Source organism: Ensifer adhaerens (assembly GCF_028993555.1).
In the GTDB taxonomy this organism is placed as follows: Bacteria; Pseudomonadota; Alphaproteobacteria; order Rhizobiales; family Rhizobiaceae; genus Ensifer; species Ensifer adhaerens_I.
The window spans coordinates 996,392-1,020,477 of the sequence record NZ_CP118610.1; the positions used below are offsets into that span (position 1 = coordinate 996,392).

General features: G+C 61.5%; 23 protein-coding genes. 14 read left to right on the plus strand and 9 right to left on the minus strand.

The genetic code is table 11. The features are described 5' to 3' along the window. Positions 1 to 45 precede the first annotated feature (45 nt). From argC to PWG15_RS04755, 3 genes are all read right to left on the minus strand, one after another. On the minus strand, positions 46 to 978 hold the full coding sequence (gene argC / locus PWG15_RS04745) for an N-acetyl-gamma-glutamyl-phosphate reductase (RefSeq protein ID WP_275023351.1): 933 nt from the start codon (positions 976 to 978) through the stop codon (positions 46 to 48). 211 nt (positions 979 to 1,189) lie between these two features. Further along, positions 1,190 to 2,152: an agmatinase gene (gene speB, locus PWG15_RS04750; RefSeq protein WP_275023352.1), complete on the minus strand. Its 963-nt coding sequence runs from the start codon at positions 2,150 to 2,152 to the stop codon at positions 1,190 to 1,192. 127 nt (positions 2,153 to 2,279) lie between these two features. After that, on the minus strand, positions 2,280 to 3,071 hold the full coding sequence (locus PWG15_RS04755; protein WP_275023353.1) for a phenylalanine 4-monooxygenase: 792 nt from the start codon (positions 3,069 to 3,071) through the stop codon (positions 2,280 to 2,282). A gap of 127 nt (positions 3,072 to 3,198) precedes the next feature. On the opposite strand from PWG15_RS04755, the gene PWG15_RS04760 reads away from it, so the two are divergent. Next, a complete protein-coding gene (locus tag PWG15_RS04760; protein ID WP_275024357.1) occupies positions 3,199 to 3,660 on the plus strand; it encodes an Lrp/AsnC family transcriptional regulator in 462 nt (153 codons plus the stop codon). A 29-nt stretch (positions 3,661 to 3,689) separates the two neighbouring features. Here PWG15_RS04760 and PWG15_RS04765 read toward each other — a convergent pair whose 3' ends face one another. From PWG15_RS04765 to PWG15_RS04780, 4 genes are all read right to left on the minus strand, one after another. Then, positions 3,690 to 4,028, minus strand: a complete 339-nt coding sequence (locus PWG15_RS04765; protein ID WP_275023354.1) for an antibiotic biosynthesis monooxygenase family protein — start codon at positions 4,026 to 4,028, stop codon at positions 3,690 to 3,692. Between the two features lie 108 nt (positions 4,029 to 4,136). After that, entirely contained in the window at positions 4,137 to 4,604 is a 468-nt protein-coding gene (gene rpsI, locus PWG15_RS04770) for a 30S ribosomal protein S9 (RefSeq protein WP_077961598.1), read from the minus strand. Positions 4,605 to 4,606: 2 nt separating this feature from the next. Continuing rightward, positions 4,607 to 5,071, minus strand: coding sequence for a 50S ribosomal protein L13 (gene rplM, locus PWG15_RS04775; protein ID WP_057252379.1), 465 nt, complete (start codon positions 5,069 to 5,071; stop codon positions 4,607 to 4,609). A 225-nt stretch (positions 5,072 to 5,296) separates the two neighbouring features. Then, positions 5,297 to 5,728 (minus strand): PaaI family thioesterase, encoded by a 432-nt coding sequence (locus tag PWG15_RS04780; RefSeq protein WP_275023355.1) that lies wholly within the window; start codon positions 5,726 to 5,728, stop codon positions 5,297 to 5,299. A 169-nt stretch (positions 5,729 to 5,897) separates the two neighbouring features. Here PWG15_RS04780 and PWG15_RS04785 point away from each other — a divergent pair, with 169 nt between their 5' ends. Next, on the plus strand, positions 5,898 to 6,719 hold the full coding sequence (locus tag PWG15_RS04785; RefSeq protein ID WP_275023356.1) for an enoyl-CoA hydratase: 822 nt from the start codon (positions 5,898 to 5,900) through the stop codon (positions 6,717 to 6,719). 12 nt (positions 6,720 to 6,731) lie between these two features. On the opposite strand, the gene PWG15_RS04790 is transcribed toward PWG15_RS04785, so the two are convergent. Continuing rightward, positions 6,732 to 7,568 carry an EamA family transporter gene (locus PWG15_RS04790; RefSeq protein ID WP_275023357.1) on the minus strand — a complete coding sequence of 279 codons (837 nt, stop codon included), beginning with the start codon at positions 7,566 to 7,568 and terminating at the stop codon, positions 6,732 to 6,734. Between the two features lie 186 nt (positions 7,569 to 7,754). On the opposite strand from PWG15_RS04790, the gene PWG15_RS04795 reads away from it, so the two are divergent. The 3 genes from PWG15_RS04795 to PWG15_RS04805 all read left to right on the plus strand — a co-directional run bounded on the left by PWG15_RS04795 (position 7,755) and on the right by PWG15_RS04805 (position 10,057). Then, a complete protein-coding gene (locus PWG15_RS04795; RefSeq protein WP_275023358.1) occupies positions 7,755 to 8,183 on the plus strand; it encodes a CoA-binding protein in 429 nt (142 codons plus the stop codon). Between the two features lie 204 nt (positions 8,184 to 8,387). Then, entirely contained in the window at positions 8,388 to 9,671 is a 1,284-nt protein-coding gene (locus tag PWG15_RS04800) for an O-acetylhomoserine aminocarboxypropyltransferase (protein ID WP_275023359.1), read from the plus strand. 41 nt (positions 9,672 to 9,712) lie between these two features. Further along, positions 9,713 to 10,057: a cupin domain-containing protein gene (locus tag PWG15_RS04805; protein ID WP_275023360.1), complete on the plus strand. Its 345-nt coding sequence runs from the start codon at positions 9,713 to 9,715 to the stop codon at positions 10,055 to 10,057. 38 nt (positions 10,058 to 10,095) lie between these two features. On the opposite strand, the gene PWG15_RS04810 is transcribed toward PWG15_RS04805, so the two are convergent. Further along, positions 10,096 to 11,334 carry a cytochrome P450 gene (locus PWG15_RS04810; RefSeq protein ID WP_275023361.1) on the minus strand — a complete coding sequence of 413 codons (1,239 nt, stop codon included), beginning with the start codon at positions 11,332 to 11,334 and terminating at the stop codon, positions 10,096 to 10,098. 205 nt (positions 11,335 to 11,539) lie between these two features. Between PWG15_RS04810 and PWG15_RS04815 the strand changes: the two genes are divergently transcribed. The 9 genes from PWG15_RS04815 to PWG15_RS04855 all read left to right on the plus strand — a co-directional run bounded on the left by PWG15_RS04815 (position 11,540) and on the right by PWG15_RS04855 (position 24,084). After that, positions 11,540 to 12,187 carry a VOC family protein gene (locus tag PWG15_RS04815; RefSeq protein WP_275023362.1) on the plus strand — a complete coding sequence of 216 codons (648 nt, stop codon included), beginning with the start codon at positions 11,540 to 11,542 and terminating at the stop codon, positions 12,185 to 12,187. A 162-nt stretch (positions 12,188 to 12,349) separates the two neighbouring features. Then, positions 12,350 to 13,207 carry an endonuclease/exonuclease/phosphatase family protein gene (locus PWG15_RS04820; RefSeq protein WP_275023363.1) on the plus strand — a complete coding sequence of 286 codons (858 nt, stop codon included), beginning with the start codon at positions 12,350 to 12,352 and terminating at the stop codon, positions 13,205 to 13,207. An 18-nt stretch (positions 13,208 to 13,225) separates the two neighbouring features. Beyond that, positions 13,226 to 14,785 (plus strand): phospholipase D family protein, encoded by a 1,560-nt coding sequence (locus PWG15_RS04825; RefSeq protein ID WP_275023364.1) that lies wholly within the window; start codon positions 13,226 to 13,228, stop codon positions 14,783 to 14,785. Between the two features lie 291 nt (positions 14,786 to 15,076). Continuing rightward, entirely contained in the window at positions 15,077 to 15,709 is a 633-nt protein-coding gene (locus tag PWG15_RS04830; RefSeq protein ID WP_057252356.1) for an ATP-dependent Clp protease proteolytic subunit, read from the plus strand. Between the two features lie 283 nt (positions 15,710 to 15,992). Beyond that, positions 15,993 to 17,270, plus strand: a complete 1,278-nt coding sequence (clpX, locus tag PWG15_RS04835; RefSeq protein ID WP_275023365.1) for an ATP-dependent Clp protease ATP-binding subunit ClpX — start codon at positions 15,993 to 15,995, stop codon at positions 17,268 to 17,270. Positions 17,271 to 17,644: 374 nt separating this feature from the next. Continuing rightward, the gene (lon, locus tag PWG15_RS04840) at positions 17,645 to 20,065 is read left to right on the plus strand and encodes an endopeptidase La (protein ID WP_275023366.1); all 2,421 of its coding nucleotides are present in this window, start codon (positions 17,645 to 17,647) and stop codon (positions 20,063 to 20,065) included. Positions 20,066 to 20,285: 220 nt separating this feature from the next. Further along, positions 20,286 to 20,561 carry a non-specific DNA-binding protein Hbs gene (hupB, locus tag PWG15_RS04845; protein WP_057252351.1) on the plus strand — a complete coding sequence of 92 codons (276 nt, stop codon included), beginning with the start codon at positions 20,286 to 20,288 and terminating at the stop codon, positions 20,559 to 20,561. Positions 20,562 to 20,893: 332 nt separating this feature from the next. Further along, positions 20,894 to 21,799, plus strand: a complete 906-nt coding sequence (locus PWG15_RS04850) for a DMT family transporter (RefSeq protein ID WP_275023367.1) — start codon at positions 20,894 to 20,896, stop codon at positions 21,797 to 21,799. Between the two features lie 77 nt (positions 21,800 to 21,876). Beyond that, positions 21,877 to 24,084: an esterase-like activity of phytase family protein gene (locus PWG15_RS04855; protein WP_275023368.1), complete on the plus strand. Its 2,208-nt coding sequence runs from the start codon at positions 21,877 to 21,879 to the stop codon at positions 24,082 to 24,084. Positions 24,085 to 24,086 lie beyond the last annotated feature (2 nt).

Genomic DNA, 24,086 nt, shown 5'->3' on the forward strand with positions numbered 1-24,086 from the left:
GGCGAGCCGCTCGCCGGGGTCTTTTGTTTTGGCGGCTGCGGTCAATCAGGCCGACAGCATCAGGTCCATGTTCTGGACGGCCGCGCCCGATGCGCCCTTGCCGAGATTGTCGAGCAGGGCGACGAGGTTGACGTGATTGCCGCCGTTCGTGCCGAAGACGAAGAGCTTCATCGTGTCCTTGCCGGCAAGCTCGGTCGCGTCGATGCGGGCAGCCTTCTCGCTCGTTGCAAGCGGTACGACCTCGACGATCGACTGGCCGGCATAGTGCTCGACGAGAGCCGCGTGGATCGTCTCCAGCGTGGCGCCTGCGGCAAGGTCTTCAAGATAGAGCGGGACCTGGACGATCATGCCCTGGGCGAACTTGCCGACCGACGGAGCGAAAACCGGGGCGCGGTCGAGCAGGCCGTGCATCTTCATCTCGGGCACGTGCTTGTGCTTGAGCGTCAGGCCGTAGAGGAAGTGCGGCGCGCTGATGTGCTCCGGATTGGTCTCATCTTCCATCTGCGCGATCATCTGCTTGCCGCCGCCGGTGTAGCCGGAAACCGCGTTGACCGTCACCGGATATCCGTCCGGCAGGATGCCGGCCTGGCGCAGCGGCCGGATCACGCCGATCGCGCCGGTCGGATAGCAGCCGGGATTGGCAACGCAACGGGCGCTGCGGATTTTCTCCGGCTGTGCATTGTCCATTTCGGCGAAGCCATAGGCCCAGTCGGGGGCAATGCGGTGCGCCGTCGAGGTGTCGATGATGCGGACCTTGTTGTTGCCGGAGACCATGGCTACCGCTTCGCGCGACGCATCGTCCGGTAGGCACAGGATGGCGATGTCGGCGTCGTTCAAGAGATCTTCGCGCATGGCGGCGTTGCGTCGCTCCGCTTCCGGGATGGAAAGCAGTTCGAGATCGCTACGGCCGGCCATGCGCGTGCGGATCTGCAGGCCCGTGGTGCCGTGTTCGCCATCGATGAAGATCTTCGGTTTCATGATTTTCCCATTCTGTTAGGTCAGAGCTTGCGGCAGGATGCGGATGGAAAACCGCGGACACTTTTCCTCATCCCGCCAGTGCCTTACCGATCGTTTCGGAATCAGTCTGGCATAGAATTGAATCATTTTCTCAACAGGCGGGCGGACCGCCGCCAAGCCCGTCAGTTCCTATACAAGCAGCCGCCCTTGGTCGCAACGGCGATACGGTTCTTCAGCGTAGCGGCGCGCGCTCCGCGAGCTTTTCCGCATGCAGGCCCAGCATGTACATGGCGACAGTCGCGCCGGCGATGGCGGTGATATCGGCATGATCGTAGGCGGGCGCCACTTCGACGACGTCGCTGCCGACCACGGACAGCGCGCCGAGCTTGCGCAGGACCGAGAGGATCTTGGCACTGGAAGGTCCGCCGGCAACCGGCGTGCCGGTACCCGGGGCATAGGCCGGGTCGAGGCAGTCGATATCGAAGGTGACATATGCCTTGCGCTCGCCGACCTGCTGGATGATCGTTTCGGCGATTTCGGCCGCGCTCATCTCCTCGACGTCGTAGCCGTAGAGGATGCGAATGCCGCAATCCTCCGGCGCGTGGGTGCGGATGCCGATCTGGATCGAGGCGTCGGTATCGATCAGTCCTTCGCGTGCGGCACGACCGACGAAAGAGCCATGGTCGATGCGTCCGCGCTCGTCCGACCAGGTATCCTGGTGCGCGTCGAACTGCACGAGGGCGAGGGGACCGTGGATGGCCGCATGCGCCTTGAGGATCGGGTAGGTGACGAAGTGGTCGCCGCCGAGCGTCTGCAGATAGGCACCGCTCCTGATGATCTTGGCGGCTTCTCGCTCTATCGTTGCCGGCGTCTTTGCATGGTTGCCGTAGTCGAGCAGGCAGTCGCCGTAGTCGATCGTTGCCATTGCGGCAAAGAGGTCGCGCTCGAAGGGGTATTGCGGGTCGTTGTCGAAGATGGCCGAGGCGCGACGGATCGCCTGTGGCCCGAAGCGCGCACCGGGTCGATTGGAAGTGGCTGCGTCAAAGGGAATGCCCCAAACGACAGCGTCAGCGCCTTTCAGTTGCTTCGAATACTTACGTCGCATGAAAGAGAGGATGCCAGCATGTGTCGGGTCCGATGCCGCTGATGTCAATGAACGCGCCGTCAGCGCATGGTCGATCGTCCTGTTGGCCATAGCCCGCCTCTGCTCCAGCGCGGGACAAGGCGCACCCTATGCGCGCATCCCGCTCCAACGTGTGGTGGCGAGACGTTGGACAATCGTTGCCGGCAAGGCAAGGCCCTGCCGGCCGATTGTTGCGTGATTACGACGCCTTGGCCTCGTAGGTCGGGGCGAAGTCGCCGAGCGCCTTCGCTTCGGTGATGCGCGCGGCGATATCCTCCTCGATGATCGTCTCGAGCTGGGCGAAACTGTCGATGACGTAATAGATCGGTTGCACGATATCGATGCGATAGGGCGTGCGCAGCACCGTCATCAGGTCGAACGGGCGGAACTCGATGCCGGATGTTTCCATCGCATTTCGCGTCTCGTTCGGCGAAGAAACGATGCCGGCACCGTAGCAGCGGCGGCCCTTCGACGTGTTGATCAGACCGAATTCGACGGTGAACCAGAAGATCCGGAACATGTGCCAGGAATAGCCCTTGCCGAGCGAGACAGCCTTCTCGCCGAAACGACGGACGAAATTGGCATAGCTCTGATTGGTGAGCAGCGGGCAGTGGCCGAAGACTTCGTGAAAAATATCAGGCTCTTCGATGTAGTCGATATGTTCGCGTCGCCGGATGAAAGTCGCCAGCGGAAACTTGCCCTGGGACAGGAGCTCGTAGAAGCGGGATGGCGGAATGAGCGCCGGGACGCCTTCGACGCCGAAGCCGGTGGTTTCGGCAAGACGCTGGTTGACGTCCTTCAACTGGGGCACATGATGCGGCCCCAAGTCGAGCGTCTTTGCGCCTTCCAGATATTCGTCGCAGGCCTTGTCGGCGAGAAGCGTCATCTGCCGCTGATAGAGTTCGCCCCAGATCGCATCCTCTTCCGGGGTATAAAGATAGGTGCCGTCAGGCTCCGGTAGCCTGGCGGTGTATGTGCTTTCCTTGGTCATGACGTCTCCTCATGTCGTCAGAACAACTCTTCCTGTTGCAATTGTATCGCGGATGGAGCGAGTATTTGTTCCACAGTTGCCAGCTGGAGGCCTGAAGGCGGGAGGAAATTTCGCGATGTCGTCCGATATGAAAGAAAGTCTTCAACCAATTCGAAAGCTGCTGCGACTGATTCAGGCCGATAGCGGTCAGTCGCTCTCCGACCTCGCCGAAAAAGCCGGGATGTCACAAAGTTCCGCATGGCGGCGGCTGCAGGAACTGGAGACGGACGGTGTCATTCGCAAGCGTGTCGCCCTGCTCGATCCGGCAAAACTCGACCTGAAACTCTGCATCATCGCGCACGTGACGCTAGAGGACCATCATGACGAGGCCATTGCAGCCTTCTCGGCGGTGGTGCGCGATCGCCCGGAGATCATGGAATGCTACGCGCTGTCAGGCACGTTCGATTACATGCTGAAGATCCGTGCCAATGACGTCGAAAGCTACGATGCCTTCATGACCCGCTACCTGATGCGCAACCCGCATGTGCGCACCGTCGTGTCCAGCTTCGTCTTGCGTGAGCTCAAGTCGACGACGGAACTGCCGATCTAGGGAAACTGAGGAATGGCGACTGCAAGGCCCTATGAGCGCTCGAACCCGTATTGCCGCTCGATCTTGCCGACACGGACCTGATAGTCCTCGTACCAGCGCTCGCGGCCGAGCCGCTGGGCGGTCAGATGCCGGACGTCGCTCTTCCACGCCGCGATGCTTTCTTCGTCCGCCCAGTAGGAATTGGTGATGCCGAAGCCATCGGCACCGCGGATGCTTTCCAGCCCGAGAAAACCGGGTTGCTCACGGGCAAGCCTCTCCATTTCGGTGCCCATAGTGTCGTAGCCGTGATCGCCGGGTGTGCGCCGCGAGGAGAAGGTCACGATGTAGTAGGGTGGCTCTGGGGTCTTGGCGACGGGGGAGCTTGTCATGCGATGCCTCGGAAGGTCTCAGTTGCGACGCTGTCGATTCGTGCGGGCACAATAACAAAAAAAGGCGGAGCATAGCCCCGCCTTTCCCAGTGTCGCAGTTGGAAGCGATTAACGCTTCGAGAACTGGAACGAACGACGTGCCTTCGCACGGCCGTACTTCTTACGCTCGACCACGCGGCTGTCGCGGGTGAGGAAGCCACCGCGCTTCAGAACGGAGCGCAGGCCCGGTTCGAAGTAGGTGAGTGCCTTGGAGATGCCGTGACGAACGGCACCGGCCTGGCCGGAGAGACCGCCACCAGCAACGGTCGCGTCGATGTCGAACTGGCCATCACGGGCAGCAGCGACGATCGGCTGCTGCAGGATCATCTGCAGAACCGGACGGGCGAAGTAGTCCGAGTAGGGCTTGCCGTTGATGGTGATCTTGCCGGAACCCGGCTTGACCCATACGCGGGCGACAGCGTCCTTACGCTTGCCGGTCGCGTAGGAGCGACCCTGGGCGTCGACCTTCTTGACGTGAACCGGAGCAGCCGGTTCCGCGGTCGTGGCGATGTCCTTGAGAGCGGAAAGGTCAGCCATTATCAGGCGCTCCTTGTGTTCTTGCTGTTCAGCTTGGCGACGTCGAGGACGGCCGGCTGCTGTGCTTCATGCGGGTGGTTGGCGCCTGCGTAAACGCGCAGGTTCTTCATCTGGCGACGGCCGAGCGGACCGCGCGGAACCATGCGCTCGACGGCCTTCTCGATGACGCGCTCCGGGAAGCGGCCTTCGATGATCTGGCGCGCGGTGCGCTCCTTGATGCCGCCGGGATAGCCGGTGTGCCAGTAGTACTTCTTGTCGGTGTACTTCTTGCCCGTCAGAACTGCCTTCTCGGCGTTGATGACGATGACGTTGTCGCCGTCGTCAACATGCGGGGTGAAGGTAGCTTTGTGCTTGCCGCGCAGGCGGTTTGCGATGAGGGAAGCGAGGCGACCAACAACGAGGCCTTCGGCGTCGATGATGATCCACTTCTTCTCCACCTCTGCAGGCTTCTGAACGAAGGTTGCCATATCAAAACTCTTTCTTTGGACCCGAGCGGCGAACCGCTGGGCGTTTCTTGTTGCTTGGTTTTGCCCGGTTTCCCGGGCAAAAGAAGAAAGCGGCCCATGAGGACCGCGATCTGCGGCAGCTTATATGCAAGTCAGAAACAAGCGTCAAGAATGCGAAATTTGCTTGATGCAAATAAATGCAAGCAAAAACAATAAGTTACATGCATGGTAATTTGATACCACAAATTAACGCGGCGGAATCGAATAGGTCGCCGTGGCATGTGCGACGAGATCGTCATCGCCGACCTTGACGATCGACGCGTCGAGAACGGCGAGGCGCTTGCCGAGTTTCAGGATCCGGCAGGTGCATTCGAGCGGTTCAGGCTCGGGCTTGCGCAGGAAGTTGATGTTAAGGTTGGTGGTGACTGCAAGGGCAATCGGCCCGATATGGGCGATCAGCGCGATGTAGGCCGAAACGTCCGCAAGCGCGAAGAGGGTAGGGCCCGAGACGGTGCCGCCAGGGCGGATGTGCCGCTCGTTCGGATCGAGGCGCATGGTGGCAAAGCCGGGGCCGACGGCCGTCACATGAAAGACCTTGCCGTCGGTGTGGACCTGCGGAAAATCCGTGTCGAGAAACCGGTTCATTTCGTCGACAGTCATGATCGGCTCGATTGTCATGTATTGCTTCCTTCAACATGTCTGTCCGCCACCTGAAACCGACCGCAGGGGCGGACGCAAGGCGGAAAAAGGTCTTAGACGGAATGCGCTGCCCGGTTCTGCGCTCAGCTTGCACCGTGCGCGCGTCCGGCGTACCACCAAGCCCGAGTTCAAGTTTCAGGAGAAAGAGATGGCCGAAGTCGTATCGTTCAAGAAGGAAGAGCCGAACGGCCTGCTGCTGCGTGAACGCTCCGGGCCGGTGCTGCGGCTGACGCTTAACAATCCACCGGCCAACGTGCTTTCGATCGCCATGATGGAGGCGCTGCACGCCGAATTCGATGCGGCGGCTGCATCCAGGGAGGTCCGGGTCGTCGTGCTTGCGGCCTCTGGCAAGCTGTTTTCCGCGGGCCATGATCTCAAGGAAATGACCGCCCATCGCGAGGACGACGACCGGGGAACGGCTTTCTTCGAAAGAACGATCCGCCTTTGCGCCGACCTGATGCTGAAGATCAATCGGCTGCCGCAGGCCGTCATTGCCGAGATCGACGGACTGGCGACCGCGGCCGGCTGCCAACTCGTTGCGAGTTGCGACCTGGCGATCTGCACCGACAGCTCCACCTTCTGCACGCCCGGCGTCAATATCGGCCTTTTCTGCTCCACGCCGATGGTGGCGCTCACGCGCGCGGCACACCGCAAGCAGGCCATGGAGATGCTTTTGACCGGCGAGACCATCGACGCCTCGACCGCCAAGGATTTCGGCCTGGTCAACCGCATCGTGCCGCAGCAGTACCTGCGCCAGGTGGTCGACAAATATGCCGCTGTGATCGCATCGAAGTCGCCGCAGGCGCTGAAGATTGGCAAGGAAGCCTTCTACCGCCAGGCCGAGATGGATCTGCCGCAGGCCTATGATTATGCCGTCGGCGTGATGGTCGAGAACATGCTGGCCCGCGATGCCGAGGACGGCATCGGCGCGTTCCTCGGCAAGCGCATGCCGGAGTGGAAGGAAGACTGATCTGCGGCGTTGTCAGGCGAGCTTCAGCAAAAGCGCGCCAAGCGCGATGACGCAGGCAGCAGCGATGCGCCAGACGCTGACCGGTTCCTTGAGGAACACGACCGAGATCACTACTGCAAACAGGATCGAAGTCTCGCGAAGCGCAGCAACCGTCGCAACCGGTGCCTTGGTCATCGCCCAGAGCGCCAGGCCATAGGCGCCGATCGAGCCGGCGCCGCCGATGAGGCCCCGCCACCAGTTCTTGTAGACGTGGCGGGCGACCGGCTTGATACCACGCCGGGCAAAAGCCCAGGCAAACAGCAGTACCGGCGGCAACAGCGCCATCCACAGCGTATAGGAAATTGCGTTGCCCGAGACGCGAGCGCCGATGCCGTCGACAAAGGTGTAGCTGGCAATGACGCAGGCGTTGAGGAGCGCCAGAACGATCGCGTGTTTGCCGCCCTTTCGCGACTCGAAGGCAAGCGTCAGCACGCCTGCAGAGATTGTCAGGATGCCGATCATCGTCCCGAAGGTGAGTTCTTCGCCGATCAGCGCCCCACTGGTCATCGCGACGATCAACGGTGCCGCGCCGCGCATCAGCGGATAGACAAGGCCGATGTCGCCGGCGCGGTAGGAGGCGGCCACCAGTTGGAAATAGGCAAACTGGAACAGCGCGGAGACAAGTATGTACGGCCAGGCGTCCGGCTTGGGCAGGGGCACGAGCGGCAGGAACGGGATCGCCACCACCGCGGCACCAAGCGCGATCATCGCCGCGTCGAGGGACTTTTCCGAGCCGGCTTTGACGAGCGCATTCCAGGTCGCGTGCAACAACGCCCCGAACAGGACGAGCGCAATGACTTCTAGCGGCAAGATTAAACCTCAGGAATGATGTGGCGGGCTTTATGACGCTTGTCGCGCCGGCCGACTACAAAAGCAACCGTAAAGTCTTAGCAAATAGCCCATGGTCCGCGGTGGCAAGAACTGAAAGCGCAGTTGACTTGCGGGTCGCCCGCATCATTATACCGCCGTTTAATGCGCGCGGACCTGAAAGCTGACATGAATCACGACGCCTATCCGGACTTCTATCTCGCCGACATCCTGCGCGAGACCAAGACGATTGCGGTCGTCGGTGCCTCTCCGAATGCCGAGCGCCCAAGCCATCGGGTCATGGCGTTTCTGTTGCGCAAGGGCTATCGGGTGATTCCGATCAATCCCGGCCATGTCGGCAAGGCCATTCAGGGCCAGACCGTGGTTGGCAGGCTTGCCGACGTCAAGGAGCCGGTCGATATGGTCGACGTCTTCCGCGCGGCCGATGCCTTGCCGGCGCTCGTCGACGAGATCCTGGCGCTGGAGACGCTGCCGAAGGTGATCTGGGGCCAATTATCCGTGCGCCACGATGGCGCAGCGGCGAAGGCGGAAGCGGCCGGGATCAAAGTGGTCATGGATCGTTGTCCGGCAATCGAGTATCCGCGCCTGATCGGTTGATCCCGACGCGCTGCCCGGCTGCGGCCTGCGCAACCATCAGTTTTGCAAAATTCCTCTTTGACCGCACACGTAGGCTCTGGAATAGTGCCGCAACCTTCGCGCTGGGCCGTGGAGGTTCGATAGCGGATCACACGCAAATTCAAGATGATAGAGCGTCCTCGGTGCGCCGTCAGGCGGCCGCGCTCTGGTCATGGGAGGGACGAAATGACGAAAGACAACCCTGGTTTCAACACGCTGGCAATTCACGCGGGGGCGCAGCCCGATCCGACAACGGGCGCGCGGGCGACGCCGATCTACCAGACGACGAGCTTCGTCTTCAACGATACCGACCATGCAGCCGCGCTCTTCGGCCTCCAGCAGTTCGGCAATATCTACACCCGCATCATGAACCCGACGCAGGCGGTACTGGAGGAACGCATCGCTGCGCTCGAAGGCGGCACCGCGGCGCTCGCCGTTGCATCCGGCCATGCAGCCCAGCTTCTCGTCTTCCACACGATCATGAGCCCGGGCGACAATTTCATCGCAGCCAACCGGCTCTATGGCGGCTCGGTCAACCAGTTCGGCCACGCCTTCAAGTCCTTCGATTGGCAGGTACGCTGGGCCGATCCTGCTGATCCGGCTTCGTTCGAGGCGAAGATCGACCGGCGCACCAAGGCGATCTTCATCGAGAGCCTTGCCAACCCGGGCGGCACCTTCGTGGACATTGCCGCTATCGCCGAAGTGGCCCGCAAGCACGAACTGCCGCTGATCGTCGACAACACCATGGCGACGCCCTATCTGCTGCGACCCTTGGAGCATGGCGCCGATATCGTCGTGCATTCGCTGACGAAGTTCATCGGCGGCCATGGCAATTCGATGGGCGGGGTCATTGTCGACGGTGGCACCTTCGACTGGTCTAAGTCGGGCAAGTATCCGATGCTTTCGGAGCCGCGCCCGGAATATGCCGGTGTCGTGCTGCACCAGACCTTCGGCAACATCGCTTTCGCCATTGCTGCGCGTGTCCTGGGACTGCGCGATTTCGGTCCGGCAATCTCGCCTTTCAACGCCTTCATGCTCGTTACCGGTTCCGAGACCTTGCCGCTTCGCATGCAGCGCCATTGCGACAACGCGCTTGCGGTCGCCACGTGGCTGAAGACGAACGAAAAGGTGTCGTGGGTGAACTATGCCGGGCTCGAGGACGACCCAAACCACGCGCTGCAGCAGCGCTATTCGCCGAAGGGTGCCGGTGCCGTCTTCACATTCGGCCTCAAGGGCGGCTACGAGGCGGGCAAGCGCTTCGTCGAAGGGCTGGAAATGTTCTCGCATCTGGCGAACATTGGCGACACGCGCTCGCTCGTCATTCACCCGGCTTCGACTACCCATCGGCAATTGACGCCCGAGCAGCAGGTGGCGGCAGGCGCTGGGCCTGACGTTGTGCGCCTGTCTGTCGGTATCGAGGATGTCTCCGACATCATCGCCGATCTCGCACAGTCGCTGGCAAAGCTCTAAAACACAAAGGGGAGATGCAGGTCTCCCCACAAAGGTGCCCCATGACGAATATGCAGAAGTTCGATCTGTCCTCCGTCAAGCCGGAAACCGGCACGCCCGCTGCCGACCGGCTGATCTCGGGCGCACCGCAGTTCCGGACCTGGAACCTGGAGGAGGCCGATGGCGGCCTCTATGCCGGGGTCTGGGAGGCGACGCCCGGCAAATGGCGGATCGTCTACGAGGAGTGGGAATACTTCCACATCATCTCCGGATATTCGATCGTCACGCAGGATGGTGGCGAGGCGGCGCATCTGCGCGCCGGCGACAGCATGATCCTGCGTCCGGGCTTCGAGGGAACCTGGGAGGTCGTCGAGACCACCCGCAAGGATTACGTCATCCGCCTTTGATCGCTGAAGCACCGGAGACCTCACGGTCTTCGGTGCAGCTACCAGGCGAGGTCGAGGCGCTCCAGACCGTGGAAATGGAATGCGTCCTTCACCTCGGGCTCGTTTTTCAGCCGCATGTCCGGCAGCCGCCGAAACAGGATCGGCAGCGATAGATTGAGCTCCAGCCGGGCGAGCGGCGCCCCGATGCAGAAATGCAGGCCTGCCCCGAAGGAGACATGCGCGCCCTCGTCGCGCGTCGGCCGGAATGCATTCGGGTCCGAGAACTTCATCGGGTCGACATTCGCCGCCCCGAGCAACAGGCCGATCTTGTCGCCCTTGCGAAGGGTGATACCGTCTTCGAGTTCGACATCCGAGAGTGCGTAACGCTGGAAAATATGCAGCGGTGCCGCAAAGCGCAGGCACTCCTCGATCGTCAGTGCCGTCGCCGCCTCGGTGACAAACAGGTCCGCGGCGGAAAGTCCGGATTGCAGGATGGTCCTCACGGCATTGCCGATCTGATGCACCGTCGCTTCGTGGCCAGCATTGAGGAGCAGGGCTGCGGTCGACGCCAGTTCGGCCTCCGACAGCCGTTCGCCATCCTTTTCCGACGTGATCATGTGCGTCAGAAGATCATCGGCGGGGTTGCGGCGCTTCTCCGCAATGATCGCCCTCAGATAGGCGGAAAAGTCGGCGGAGGCCTGGTTGGCGTCGAGTTCGGTCTCGTAGCTCGGGTTGAAGACATACATCCGGACGATGCGATGCGACCAGTCGAGAAGGTCGGGCGCCGCTTCGACAGGTATGCCGAGCATGCGGGCGATGATCGTCACGGGGATAGTTTCAGCGTACGCCCCGAGCAACTCGACTTCGCCGTCGCCTTCGAAGCCATCGATCAGGGCATGCGACAGCTGCTCGATGTCGGGTCTCAACTGTTCGATCTGTCGTGAGACGAACGCCCGGTTGACGAGGGTGCGCAGCCGCGTGTGTGCCGGGGGCTCGAGCTCCAGCAGGGAATGTTCCTCCAGCGCGTCGAAATCGCTCAGATGTCGCTTCGGCGCCGGCAGACCGACCTCTTCGCGCGTCGCCACATGCAGGATCTGCCGACCGAAACGCCGGTCGCGGAGCAGCGCGTTCACCTGGTCATAGCCTGCGAAATACCATTGCTGTCGCTCTTCCCAGAAGAACGCCGGACATTGCGCGTGGATCTCGGCATAGGCGGCGAGCGGCTGACGGTAGAAAGCGGGATTGCGCGCATCGATGGATACGCGCCTTTGGGCGCCGTCAATGGTTATGGCAGGCATGCAACGGGCTCTTTGCAGAATTTGACCGACATCCATTTCTACGGGAACCGGCGTTCAGCCGGCAAGGGCAGATATCCTTTCGGGCGCAGGCCCGGCGTTGACAGTGCCGGCGATGGCGGTCAATCTCCTGACGCTGCGTAGGGCGCATCGGCATGAGGCTGAAAGGGCAACGCCCGCCTACGGAAGACCCACCGTAGTAGCGCCCATGCCAAACCTTGAAAACCTGAAGAAGCAGGCGAAGCAGTACCTCAAATGGCACCGCGAACGCTACCATCCGGTCGCAGCGGAAATCAGGGCTGCCTTGCCCCGCTATCGTGACCTTGATGACGACGCCATTCTCATGGCGGAGTTCAAGCTCGCCGACGCGCAGGAACTGATTGCGCGCCAGTCGGGATTCGACAGTTGGCAGGCGCTTAAATCAGGAGCCCTGACCATGCCCCCACACTCAAGACCCACCACATCGCAGCCGGTGCTGCAATCGATCGCCGCTCAGTTGTTCGTCGCCGATATCAAGGCCTCGTGCGATTTTTACGCGGAGAAGCTCGGCTTTGCCGTCGATTTCGTCTACGGCGATCCGCCCTTCTATGGGCAGGTGATCCGAGACAGTGCCCGGCTCGCCTTACGTCTCGTCTGCGAGCCGGTCTTCGTCGGCGACATCCGCCAGCGCGAGGACCTGCTGTCGGCTGCGATCACGCTCGAAACCGTCAATGACATCAAGCAATTGTTCCTCGACTATCAGGCTGTTGGCGTGCATTTTCATCAGTCGCTGCGGACGGAACCCTGGGGTGCCCGCACCTTCATCGTGCTCGACCCGGACGGAAATCTGATCCTGTTTGCAGGGCCGGCCGACTGATCGAGCGCGGCGAAAATGGATGCCGGCGATGCCCGTGCTGTTCCGACATCCATCTGATCGCAGCGATATCGCAGGTGCGAAACAACTTCTGCCTTCCACCCTTTTTCAGTGGCGCCCGGTGACCTATTTGCGCAATGATGCGGGCAGCAGGCAGGGAGCGGCATGGCAAAAAACCAGTCCAGTCTATCGGCGGGGATCGTGGCAGCGATCCGCAAGCGGCGTCCCACGGTCGTTCATCGCGAAGCTGCGGTGAACCGCGGCGACATCGTCATCGCCTCCTACAACATCCACAAATGTGTCGGTACGGACGGCCGTTTCGATCCCGGGCGGACCGCCAATGTGATCGGCGAACTGGGCGCCGATATCGTGGCACTTCAGGAAGCGGACCAGCGGTTCGGCGAGCGTGCCGGTCTTCTCGACCTCGAACATCTCCGCCGCGAAGCCCATCTCGTTTCGGTGCCGATCTCCGGCTTTTCGGCGAAGGGGCATGGGTGGCACGGCAATGTCCTGTTGCTACGCGAGGGCGCCGTCTCCGACGTCCGTCAACTGAAACTGCCGGGCGTCGAGCCGCGTGGCGCGCTCGTCGTCGATCTCGATCTGAAGGTCGGCCCCTTGCGCATCATCGCCGCCCATCTCGGTCTTCTCAGGCATTCCCGCGCCCAGCAGGCCGAGGCGATCCTGGAGGCGGCAGCAGGCGCGAACGGGCGGCCAACGCTGCTTATCGGCGATCTCAACGAGTGGCGCATGGGCCGGAGATCATCGCTGTCCTTCCTCAGTCCGGTTTTCGATCCGTCGCACGCCACGGTCGCGAGCTTCCCGTCGCGTTTTCCGCTGCTGCCGCTCGATCGCGTCCTTGGCAATCCCCATCACCTGGTAACGTCGGTCGCCGTGCACGACTCACCGCTTGCGCGGATCGCCTCGGACCATCTGCCGGTGAAAGCCTCGATCGCCTTGAAGGCTGCCCAGCAGGATCACCGAGACGGAAAACGGATCGAAGCCGGTCGTACGGGGTCGGTTTGACGGCGAGGCGCGCTTTCGATGTTATCCTCCGTTCTGATCACCGTCGCAGCGATCGTCGGTGTGGTCGTTGCGGCCATCCTCTACATCTACGGCCGCTTTGGACGGCGCCCGCACGGGCCGCCGTCAACGGCACTTGCCGTTGACGAGGCCGGTACGGACCTCGACCGGCACATTTCGCCGCTTCTGACCGCCCATCCGGGCGCGAATGGCGTGGCGCTCGTCTCCGACAATATCGAGGCACTGGTGGTGCGTGCGCATGCCGCGCGCCGCGCCGGCCGCAGCCTCGATCTGCAGTATTACTATTGGAAGGATGATCTGACCGGTCTCTTGCTGGCCCGTGAGATTCTCGCGGCGGCCGACAGAGGCGTGCATGTCCGGCTGCTGCTCGATGACATCAACGCCGGCATTCATGATCGCATGTGCATTGCGCTTGACGCCCACCCGAATATCGACGTGCGGCTCTTCAACCCCAGCCGGGCGCGGACCGATCGCTTTCGCCGCGGTTTCGAAATGGCGATCCGGGCCTTCAGCGCCACCCGCCGCATGCACAACAAGCTGTGGGTGGCGGACGGCCGCGTCGCGATTGCCGGCGGGCGTAACATCGGCGACGCCTACTTCGACGCCGCCGAGCTTTCCAACTTCCGCGACCTCGACGTCTGGATGGTGGGGCCGGTGCTCGACCAGGCGTCCGCAATGTTCGACCGTTACTGGAACAGCGCCTCGGTGCTGCCGATCGCGGCGCTGCGCACGCCGCGCAAGCAATACTTGCCAGCGCTCCGCGACGCCGTCGACGGGTTTGCTCGCACACCCGCGGGCCGGTTCTACATCGAGCGCGTCGACAAGGCTGCCCAGGAATCCGGCCTTTATCACGGTACGCGGCGGCTTCACTGGAGCTCGGAGATCCGCCTGGCATCCGACCCGCCGGAAAAGGCGCTGATGCAGCGGCGCCAGAACTGGTTGCTGCGTGAACTCTTTCCGTTGATCGAAGCGGCGACGCAGGATTTGCGGATCATTTCTCCCTATTTCATTCCCGGTGTTGCCGGCACGCGAGAGCTTGCGTCAATCGTTTCGCGCGGCGCGCGCGTCGCGGTGCTGACCAACTCTCTGGCCGCGACCGATGTCGCGGCCGTTCACGGCGGTTACATCAAGTACCGGCGCAAGCTCGTGCGCGCCGGTGTGGAACTCTTCGAGTTGAAAGAGCAGGGCGAGGTCACCGAAGGGCACCGCATGACGCTGTTCGGGCGCCGTAATGCGAGCCTGCACAGCAAGGCTTTCGTGGTCGATGGCTTGAACGGCTTCGTCGGCTCGATGAACTTCGACCCGCGCTCCGCATCGCTCAATACCGAAATGGGCGTCGTCTTTGCCGACGCGGCTCTTGCCGGCGAACTCACCAGCATGTTCGAGGAGGAAACCTCGCCTTCGATCAGCTATCGGCTCGGGATAGACGGTTCACGGCTTGTCTGGCGTGATCGCGCCAACGGCTCCGAGCGGCTGTTGCGGCGCGAGCCGGATGCGAGCCTTGCCCGGCGCATGATTGCCAACCTGATCCGTATTCTGCCGATCGAGTCCCAGCTCTAGGAGGGCGGCGGAACCGATACATGATTTGCCGTTCGTTTACCGATGTCGTCAAACCCTGTGTGAAATGCTTGGCTGCGGCGGCTTGCGCCGCGCATGTCGGCGAAAAAAGGCTCTATTGACAACCTTGTGTGGAGGAGCGCCGAACTTCGCAGCAAAGGGGGCTTCGATTAAGGTTATCGGAGCTTCGCGACTTGAAGTGAAGGGTGTTGACACTCTATGTAGGGACAGAAGGCAAATCCCGTGATTCCCGGTTCGCAAAGGTTTTGCGAGCCCGATTGATGAAGGTTCGATATGAGAAATCCCGTTGATACCGCCCTGGCACTGGTGCCGATGGTTGTTGAACAGACCAACCGCGGTGAACGTTCCTACGATATCTTTTCGCGCCTTCTGAAGGAGCGCATCATCTTCGTCACCGGTCCGGTCGAAGATCAGATGGCGACGCTCGTCTGCGCCCAGCTCCTTTTCCTCGAAGCCGAAAATCCGAAGAAGGAAATCGCGCTCTATATCAATTCTCCAGGTGGTGTCGTCACGTCAGGTATGGCGATCTATGACACCATGCAGTTCATCAAGCCGGCGGTCTCGACGCTCTGCGTTGGCCAGGCAGCCTCGATGGGCTCGCTGCTCCTGGCCGCTGGCCACAAGGACATGCGCTTCGCGACGCCGAATGCGCGCATCATGGTTCACCAGCCCTCGGGCGGTTTCCAGGGCCAGGCCTCCGATATCGAGCGCCATGCCCGCGACATCCTGAAGATGAAGCGTCGCCTCAACGAGGTCTACGTCAAGCATTGCGGCCGCACCTACGAGGAAGTCGAGCAGACCCTTGATCGTGACCATTTCATGAGCGCGGACGAAGCCCTGGAGTGGGGTATCGTCGACAAGGTACTAACCTCGCGCGAAGAGATCGAAGGCACCGAGCAGGCCTGATAACGCGCTTTTGTGTCGCGATAGATGTAATTGTGACACAATTGTAATGGCTCAAGGGCTTTATCGTCAGGGTAAAGCCGGTAATATGAACCGTTAATGCTATGTTGGATTCTGAGGGCATAGTGTTCGGATGAGTTGGGAGAGTCGTTGCAGCCGCATCGGGCATGGTCGCCCTGGTGCGGTAAGTACTCCCGGAAGCCCTGCATGAGGATAGGCTGCAGGGCGAATTGAGTGGTCCGCGATACTTTATCTGAAGTGTGCGGCGTGCTGGAAGGAAGTGGAAATGAGCAAGGTCAGCGGAAGCAACGGCGGTGACTCGAAGAATACGCTTTATTGTTCGTTCTGCGGCAAAAGCCAGCACGAAGTCCGTAAGCTGATTGCCGGACCGACCGTCTTCATCTGCGATGAATGCGTCGAACTGTGCATGGACATCATTCGCGAAGAGAACAAGACCTCGATGGTCAAGTCCCGCGACGGTGTGCCGACCCCTCAGGAAATCATCAAGGTCCTCGACGAATACGTCATCGGCCAGCAGCAGGCCAAGCGCATCCTCTCGGTGGCCGTGCATAACCACTACAAGCGCCTGGCGCATGCCGCCAAGGGCAGCGATGTGGAACTGGCGAAGTCGAACATCATGCTCGTCGGCCCGACCGGTTGCGGCAAGACCTATCTCGCCCAGACGCTCGCCCGCATCATCGATGTGCCGTTCACCATGGCTGACGCCACGACGCTGACCGAAGCTGGTTACGTCGGTGAAGATGTCGAAAACATCATCCTGAAGCTCCTCCAGGCCGCCGACTACAATGTCGAGCGTGCGCAGCGCGGCATCGTCTACATCGACGAAGTCGACAAGATTTCGCGCAAGTCCGACAACCCGTCGATCACCCGCGACGTTTCGGGCGAGGGCGTGCAGCAGGCTCTCTTGAAGATCATGGAAGGCACGGTTGCCTCCGTGCCGCCGCAGGGCGGCCGCAAGCATCCGCAGCAGGAATTCCTGCAGGTCGACACGACCAACATCCTCTTCATCTGCGGCGGTGCTTTCGCCGGCCTCGACAAGATCATCTCCGCCCGCGGCGAGAAGACCTCGATCGGTTTCGGTGCCACGGTCCGCGCGCCGGAAGACCGTCGTGTTGGCGAAGTGCTGCGCGAACTGGAGCCGGAAGATCTGGTCAAGTTCGGTCTGATCCCGGAGTTCATCGGTCGTCTGCCGGTACTGGCGACGCTGGAAGATCTCGACGAGGATGCGCTGATCCAGATCCTTTCCGAGCCGAAGAACGCACTCGTCAAGCAGTACCAGCGCCTGTTCGAAATGGAAGACGTGGAACTCACCTTCCACGAAGACGCGCTGCGCGAGATTGCCCGCCGGGCAATCGTGCGCAAGACCGGCGCTCGCGGCCTGCGTTCGATCATGGAAAAGATCCTGCTCGACACGATGTTCGAGCTGCCGACGCTCGAAGGCGTACGCGAAGTGGTCATCTCCGACGAGGTGGTCAAGGGCTCGGCACGGCCGCTCTACATCTACTCCGAGCGGTCCGACGAAAAGACCAACGTTTCAGCCTGATAACGCCGAATTATCGTTTGAGAAGCCCGCCTTGTGCGGGCTTTTTCATGTTCGCGCACTTAGCTGTTGAGACAAAGCCGCGGCAGCGCAGATTTCACAATTCGATTGTTGCTAAAGTGTCTCAAACAACGCAATGATGTGACGATTCAATGAAGGACCTTTATCGTTGCGCGTCCTTGAGCCTCGTTCGCCGTCGCAAGGCCCGCAACAGAAATGATGCGTAGTCAGAAGGACCCGGCCACGGTTGGTGGGTGTCGCGTCCAGCCTTGAAATGGACGCGGAGGCACTCCACTTTCATGTGGAAAATATGACAACCGGGAGTGCCTGCGGGGCTCCCGGGAACGGGCCCGAAATCGGGACGGAAAGGAAATGACATGACGAACAAAACGTCACCGGCGACTGAAAGCGCGACCTACCCGGTCCTGCCGCTCCGCGACATCGTAGTCTTCCCGCACATGATCGTGCCGCTCTTCGTCGGCCGTGAAAAGTCGATCCGTGCGCTTGAGGAAGTCATGGGCACCGACAAGCAGATCATGCTTGCCACCCAGATCAACGCCACCGACGACGATCCGGAACCGTCGGCGATCTACGAAGTCGGCACCATCGCCAATGTCCTGCAACTGCTGAAGCTGCCCGACGGCACCGTCAAGGTGCTGGTCGAAGGCCGCGCACGCGCCAAGATTGACGGCTACACGCCGCGCGAGGAATTTTATGAGGCATCGGCGCATACGCTGAACGAGCCGGAAGAGGATCCGGTCGAAATCGAAGCGCTGAGCCGCTCGGTCGTTTCTGAGTTCGAAAGCTATGTGAAGCTCAACAAGAAGATCTCGCCTGAGGTCGTCGGCGTCGCGAGCCAGATCGAAGACTATTCGAAGCTCGCTGATACGGTCGCTTCGCACCTGTCGATCAAGATCGTCGAGAAGCAGGAGATGCTGGAGACCACCAGCGTGAAGATGCGTCTTGAAAAGGCGCTCGGCTTCATGGAAGGCGAGATTTCCGTCCTGCAGGTCGAAAAGCGCATCCGCTCGCGCGTCAAGCGCCAGATGGAGAAGACGCAGCGCGAGTACTACCTCAACGAACAGATGAAGGCGATCCAGAAGGAACTCGGCGACGGCGAGGATGGCCGCGACGAGATGGCTGAGATCGAGGAGCGCATCGCCAAGACGAAGCTTTCCAAGGAGGCGCGCGAAAAGGCTGACGCTGAACTGAAGAAGCTGCGCCAGATGAGCCCGATGTCTGCGGAAGCAACCGTGGTTCGCAACTATCTGGATTGGCTGCTCGGCCTGCCCTGGGGCAAGAAGTCGAAGATCAAGACCGACCTCAACCACGCCGAAGACGTGCTCAACACGGACCACTTCGGTCTCGACAAGGTCAAGGAACGCATCGTCGAGTATCTCGCCGTGCAGGCACGTTCGGCGAAGATCAAGGGCCCGATCCTGTGCCTCGTCGGCCCTCCGGGCGTCGGCAAGACCTCGCTCGCCAAGTCGATCGCCAAGGCGACCGGCCGCGAATACGTGCGCATGGCGCTTGGCGGTGTTCGTGACGAAGCCGAGATTCGTGGTCACCGCCGCACCTATATCGGCTCCATGCCCGGCAAGGTCGTGCAGTCGATGAAGAAGGCGAAGCGGTCCAACCCGCTTTTCCTGCTCGACGAAATCGACAAGATGGGCCAGGACTTCCGCGGCGATCCGTCGTCGGCTCTGCTCGAGGTGCTGGATCCGGAACAGAACTCGACGTTCATGGATCACTACCTCGAGGTCGAATACGACCTGTCCAACGTGATGTTCATCACCACGGCCAACACGCTGAACATTCCGGCGCCGTTGATGGACCGTATGGAAGTGATCCGCATCGCCGGCTACACCGAAGAGGAAAAGCTGGAGATTGCCAAGCGGCACCTGCTGCCGAAGGCGATCCGCGACCATGCGCTGCAGCCGAAGGAGTTCTCCGTGACTGACGGGGCCCTGATGGCGGTCATTCAGACCTACACGCGGGAAGCCGGTGTTCGTAACTTCGAGCGCGAATTGATGAAGCTTGCCCGCAAGGCGGTGACCGAGATCATCAAGGGCAAGACCAAGGCGGTCGAAGTCACGGCGGACAACATCAACGACTATCTCGGTGTTCCGCGCTTCCGTCACGGCGAAGCCGAACGCGACGATCAGATCGGCGTGGTCACGGGTCTTGCCTGGACCGAGGTCGGTGGCGAACTGCTGACGATCGAAGGCGTCATGATGCCCGGCAAGGGCCGCATGACGGTCACCGGCAACCTGCGTGACGTGATGAAGGAATCGATTTCGGCTGCGGCGTCCTATGTCCGCTCGCGCGCGATCGATTTCGGCATCGAGCCTCCGCTGTTCGACAAGCGTGACATCCACGTGCACGTGCCGGAAGGTGCGACGCCGAAGGATGGTCCGTCGGCCGGTGTGGCGATGGCAACCGCGATCGTGTCGATCATGACCGGCATTCCGATCTCCAAGGATGTCGCGATGACCGGCGAGATCACGCTGCGCGGCCGCGTGCTGCCGATCGGCGGTCTCAAGGAGAAGCTGCTGGCAGCGCTCCGGGGTGGCATCAAGAAGGTGCTGATCCCCGAGGAGAACGCCAAGGATCTCGCCGAGATCCCGGACAACGTGAAGAACGCGCTCGAAATCATCCCGGTTTCGCGGATGGGCGAGGTGCTCGAACACGCTCTGGTGCGTATGCCGGAGCCGATCGAATGGGATCCGGCAAGCGAGCCGGCGACCGTCGCAGCGGTTGATTCGCAGGACGAAGCGGGTTCCTCGATCGCCCACTAAAAAGTGCTGGTGAATGGGCGCAGCGGCCTGATGCGGCGCCCATTTTGCAGAAAAATTGGGAAGACCGGCCTCTGGCCGGTCTTTTTTGTTGTAAAAGCACGCTGCAAGCCTTGCATTCCAAGGGATTAGGCGCAATTGGGAAAGGCAAGACGCGGGCGATGCGTAAGCCGCCGCGGCTTAAAACACAGTCGTTTCGAACCAATCTGAAAGGGGTGGAAACATGAACAAAAATGAGCTCGTGTCTGCCGTTGCTGAGAAGGCCGGACTTTCCAAGACCGACGCATCTTCTGCAGTTGATGCAGTTTTCGAGACCATCCAGGGCGAGCTGAAGAGCGGCGGCGACATTCGCCTGGTCGGCTTCGGCAACTTCTCGGTTTCGCGCCGCGAAGCCTCGAAGGGCCGCAACCCGTCCACGGGTGCGGAAGTTGACATCCCGGCGCGCAACGTGCCGAAGTTCACGGCCGGCAAGGGCCTGAAGGACGCCGTCAACGGCTGATCAGATTTGCTTGGCGGCCGGACACGAGGCCGGCAGTCCAGGTATTCGAGGGTTCGGCGAAAGCCGGACCCTTTCGCATTTCAGGGGCCGCCCTTGCGACCTCCTGCCATTTGCTCTACGGCTTCCCCATTCTCAGGGCGGGGTGAAAGTCCCCACCGGCGGTAAGGGCGCTGCAACTCCATGCGGTGGCCCAAGCCCGCGAGCGCCTTTCGCCTGCAACGGGGAAGGGGTCAGCAGATCCGGTGCAAGCACGAAGGGCAGGAGCAGCCCGGCGTCGTGTCGTGCGCTCATGCGTCCTGATTTGTGTTTGTCCATTTCTCAGGATGCATGACATGAATCAGACTTCCCTCGGTTTCTCCTCCTCACGCGCCATGGCCGGTGCCGGCTTCATGGTGCTGGCAGGTATTGCCTTCGCCGGCCTCAATGTCGTCACCCAATGGCTGACGATGAAGCTCGGCTTTCCCGCTGCCGCAACGGCCTTCTGGCAGTATGCCTTCGCCTTTCTCTTTTCGCTGCCGTTCCTGCGCCGCGTCGGGCTTTCGGCGATGCGCACCGACTACCCCTGGCGTCACGTCGTGCGCGTGGCTTTCGCGGCCTTCGGCGTCGGGGCCTGGGTCTCCGGCCTTGCGCATGTGCCGATCTGGCAGGCGATTGCCCTGGTCATGACCTCGCCGTTTTTCATCATCCTCGGCGCTCGCCTGTTTCTCGGCGAACGCGTCGGCGCGGCGCGCTGGACCGCAACGGCGGTCGGTTTTGCCGGCGCTATGATCATTCTTGAGCCCTGGTCGGACAGCTTCACCTGGGCAGCGCTGTTGCCGATCCTCTCCGCTTTGCTCTGGGGCGCCTCTTCGCTCATCACCAAGAGCCTGACGAGCAGCGAGCGTCCCGAAACCATCACGATCTGGCTGCTTGTCCTTCTGACGCCGATCAATGGCGTCATTGCGCTCACGGCCGGTTTCGCGGTGCCGGAGGGTGTGGCACTCGGCCTTCTCTTGCTGGCGGGGATCATGACCGTTTTCGCGCAGTATCTGTTGACGCTCGCCTATACGGTTGCCGACGCCGCCTATGTGCAGCCCTTCGACGATTTGAAACTGCCGCTCAATGTCTTCGCCGGCTGGCTGGTCTTCGGCTACGCGCCGACCGGCCTTCTCTGGCTCGGTGCGGCCCTCATACTTGGGGCCTCGCTGTTCATCATGCGCAACGAGTTGCGGCGCGAGCGGAAGACGGTCACAACCTGAACGGTGCAAAACCCGGTGGCTGTCATTCGGCTGTCATCGCCATCGCGCAGAACCCCCCTGTTTTTCAGTGTTCGCACATGGGGGATTTCATGACCATTGTATCGCGCGTGACGGCGCTCACCGCCGTCCTTTTCGCTTCAGCCGCATTTCCGGCGGCCGCCGAGCCCGTCTTCAACCGCATTGCGTCGTTCGCAGTGGCCGACAATCTGCCGGAGGGCGACCAGCGCAAGGCTCCGACATCCGCAGAAATCATCACGGCCAGTGAAGACGGAAACCTGCTGATCTACTCAGACAGCCCGGGCAAGCGTGTCGGGCTCATCGACATCACCGACGCCAAGGCGCCGAAGGCTGCAGGCGTCGTTGCCTTTGAAGGCGAACCGACCTCGGTTACCGTTGCCGGCTCAAAGGCGCTGGTCGCGGTGAACACGCGCGAGAGCTTCGTCAAGCCTTCGGGTTTCCTCGCGGTGGTCGACCTTGCGGCGAAGAAGGTCGATGTCAGCTGTGAACTCGGTGGCCAACCGGATTCGGTTGCCGTCAACAAGGACCGCACGCTGGCGGCCATCGCCATTGAAAACGAGCGCGACGAGGACGTGAACGATGGCAAGATCCCGCAGATGCCGGCCGGCGATCTGGTGATCCTGTCGCTGAAGGACGGCGTTGCCGACTGCGGCTCGCTGAAGCGCGTGACGCTGACGGGTCTGGCCGAAGTTGCCGGTGAAGACCCGGAGCCGGAATTCGTCTCCTTCAACGGCAAGGACGAGATCGCACTGACGCTGCAGGAGAACAACCACATCGTCATCATCGACGGCAAGACAGCGACGGTGAAGACGCATTTCTCGGCCGGTTCGGTTGACCTCAAGGACATCGACACCAAGCGCAACGGCGCGATTGCCTTCAAGGACGAGCAGCCGGGCCGCAAGCGCGAGCCCGATGCCGTGAAGTGGCTCGACGATAATCGCATCGTCGTTGCCAACGAAGGTGACTACGAAGGCGGTTCGCGCGGCTTCACGATCTTCGACACGGCCGGCAAGGTGCTCTACGAATCGGGTGCGAGCTTCGAGCATGCCGTTGCCGCGATCGGCCACTATCCCGAGAAACGCTCGTCGGCCAAGGGTGTCGAGCCCGAGGGTCTGGAAGCGGCCAAGTTCGGCGACGACAACCTGTTCTTCCTGCTCGCCGAGCGCGCTTCCGTCGTCGGCGTCTACAAGGACACGGGCGCCGAGCCCGAACTGCTGCAGCTGCTGCCGTCGGGTATCTCGCCGGAAGGCGCTGTCGCGATCCCGTCGCGCAATCTGCTTGCGACCGCCAATGAAGTCGATCTCGGCGAGGATGGCGGTGCCCGTTCGCACGTTATGATTTACGAGCGTGTCGAGGGCAAAGCTGCCTATCCGCAGATCCGTTCCGCCGAGAAGGACGGCCTGCCGATCGGCTTCGGCGCACTCTCAGGTCTGGTCGCGGTTGCCGACAAGCCTGGCTTCCTGCGCGCGGTCAACGATTCGGTCTACTCGTCGCAGCCGACGATCTTCACGATCGACGCCACCCAGAAGCCAGCGCTGATCACCGAGGCTCTTGCCATCACCCGTGACGGCGCACCGGCCCAGAAGCTAGATATCGAAGGCATTGCCAATGACGGGGAAGGGGGCTTCTGGCTCGCGTCGGAAGGCAACTCCGACAAGCTCTACAGCCACGCGATCTTCCACGTGAACAAGAAGGGCGAGATCAAGAAGGAAATCGCCCTGCCTGAGGCGCTGCGTGCCGGTGAAACCCGTTTCGGCTTCGAAGGCATCACTGTCATTGGCGAAGGCGACGATCAGACGCTGTGGATGGCCGTTCAGCGCGAATGGAAGGACGACGAGAAGGGCTTCGTCAAACTCGTTTCCTACAATCCCAAGAGCGAAGAGTGGGGCGCCGTGCGCTACCCGCTGGAAAAGGCCGGCGACGGCTGGGTCGGCCTGTCGGAAATCTCCGTTCATGGTGACTACGCCTACATCATCGAGCGCGACAACCTGATCGGCCAGGCGGCCAAGCTCAAGAAGATCTACCGCGTTGCGCTGACGGAACTGAAGCCGGCAGCGCTCGGCGGCGAACTGCCTGTCGTCAGGAAGGAAGAGGTGCGCGACCTCATTCCCGACCTGAAGGCACTCAATGGCTACGTCGTCGACAAGGTCGAAGGCTTCACTATCGATGCCGCCGGCAACGGCTATGTCGTCACCGACAACGACGGTGTCGACGACTCCTCCGGCGAAACCCTGTTCTTCTCCATTGGCGCTATCAACGCGATGTAAGC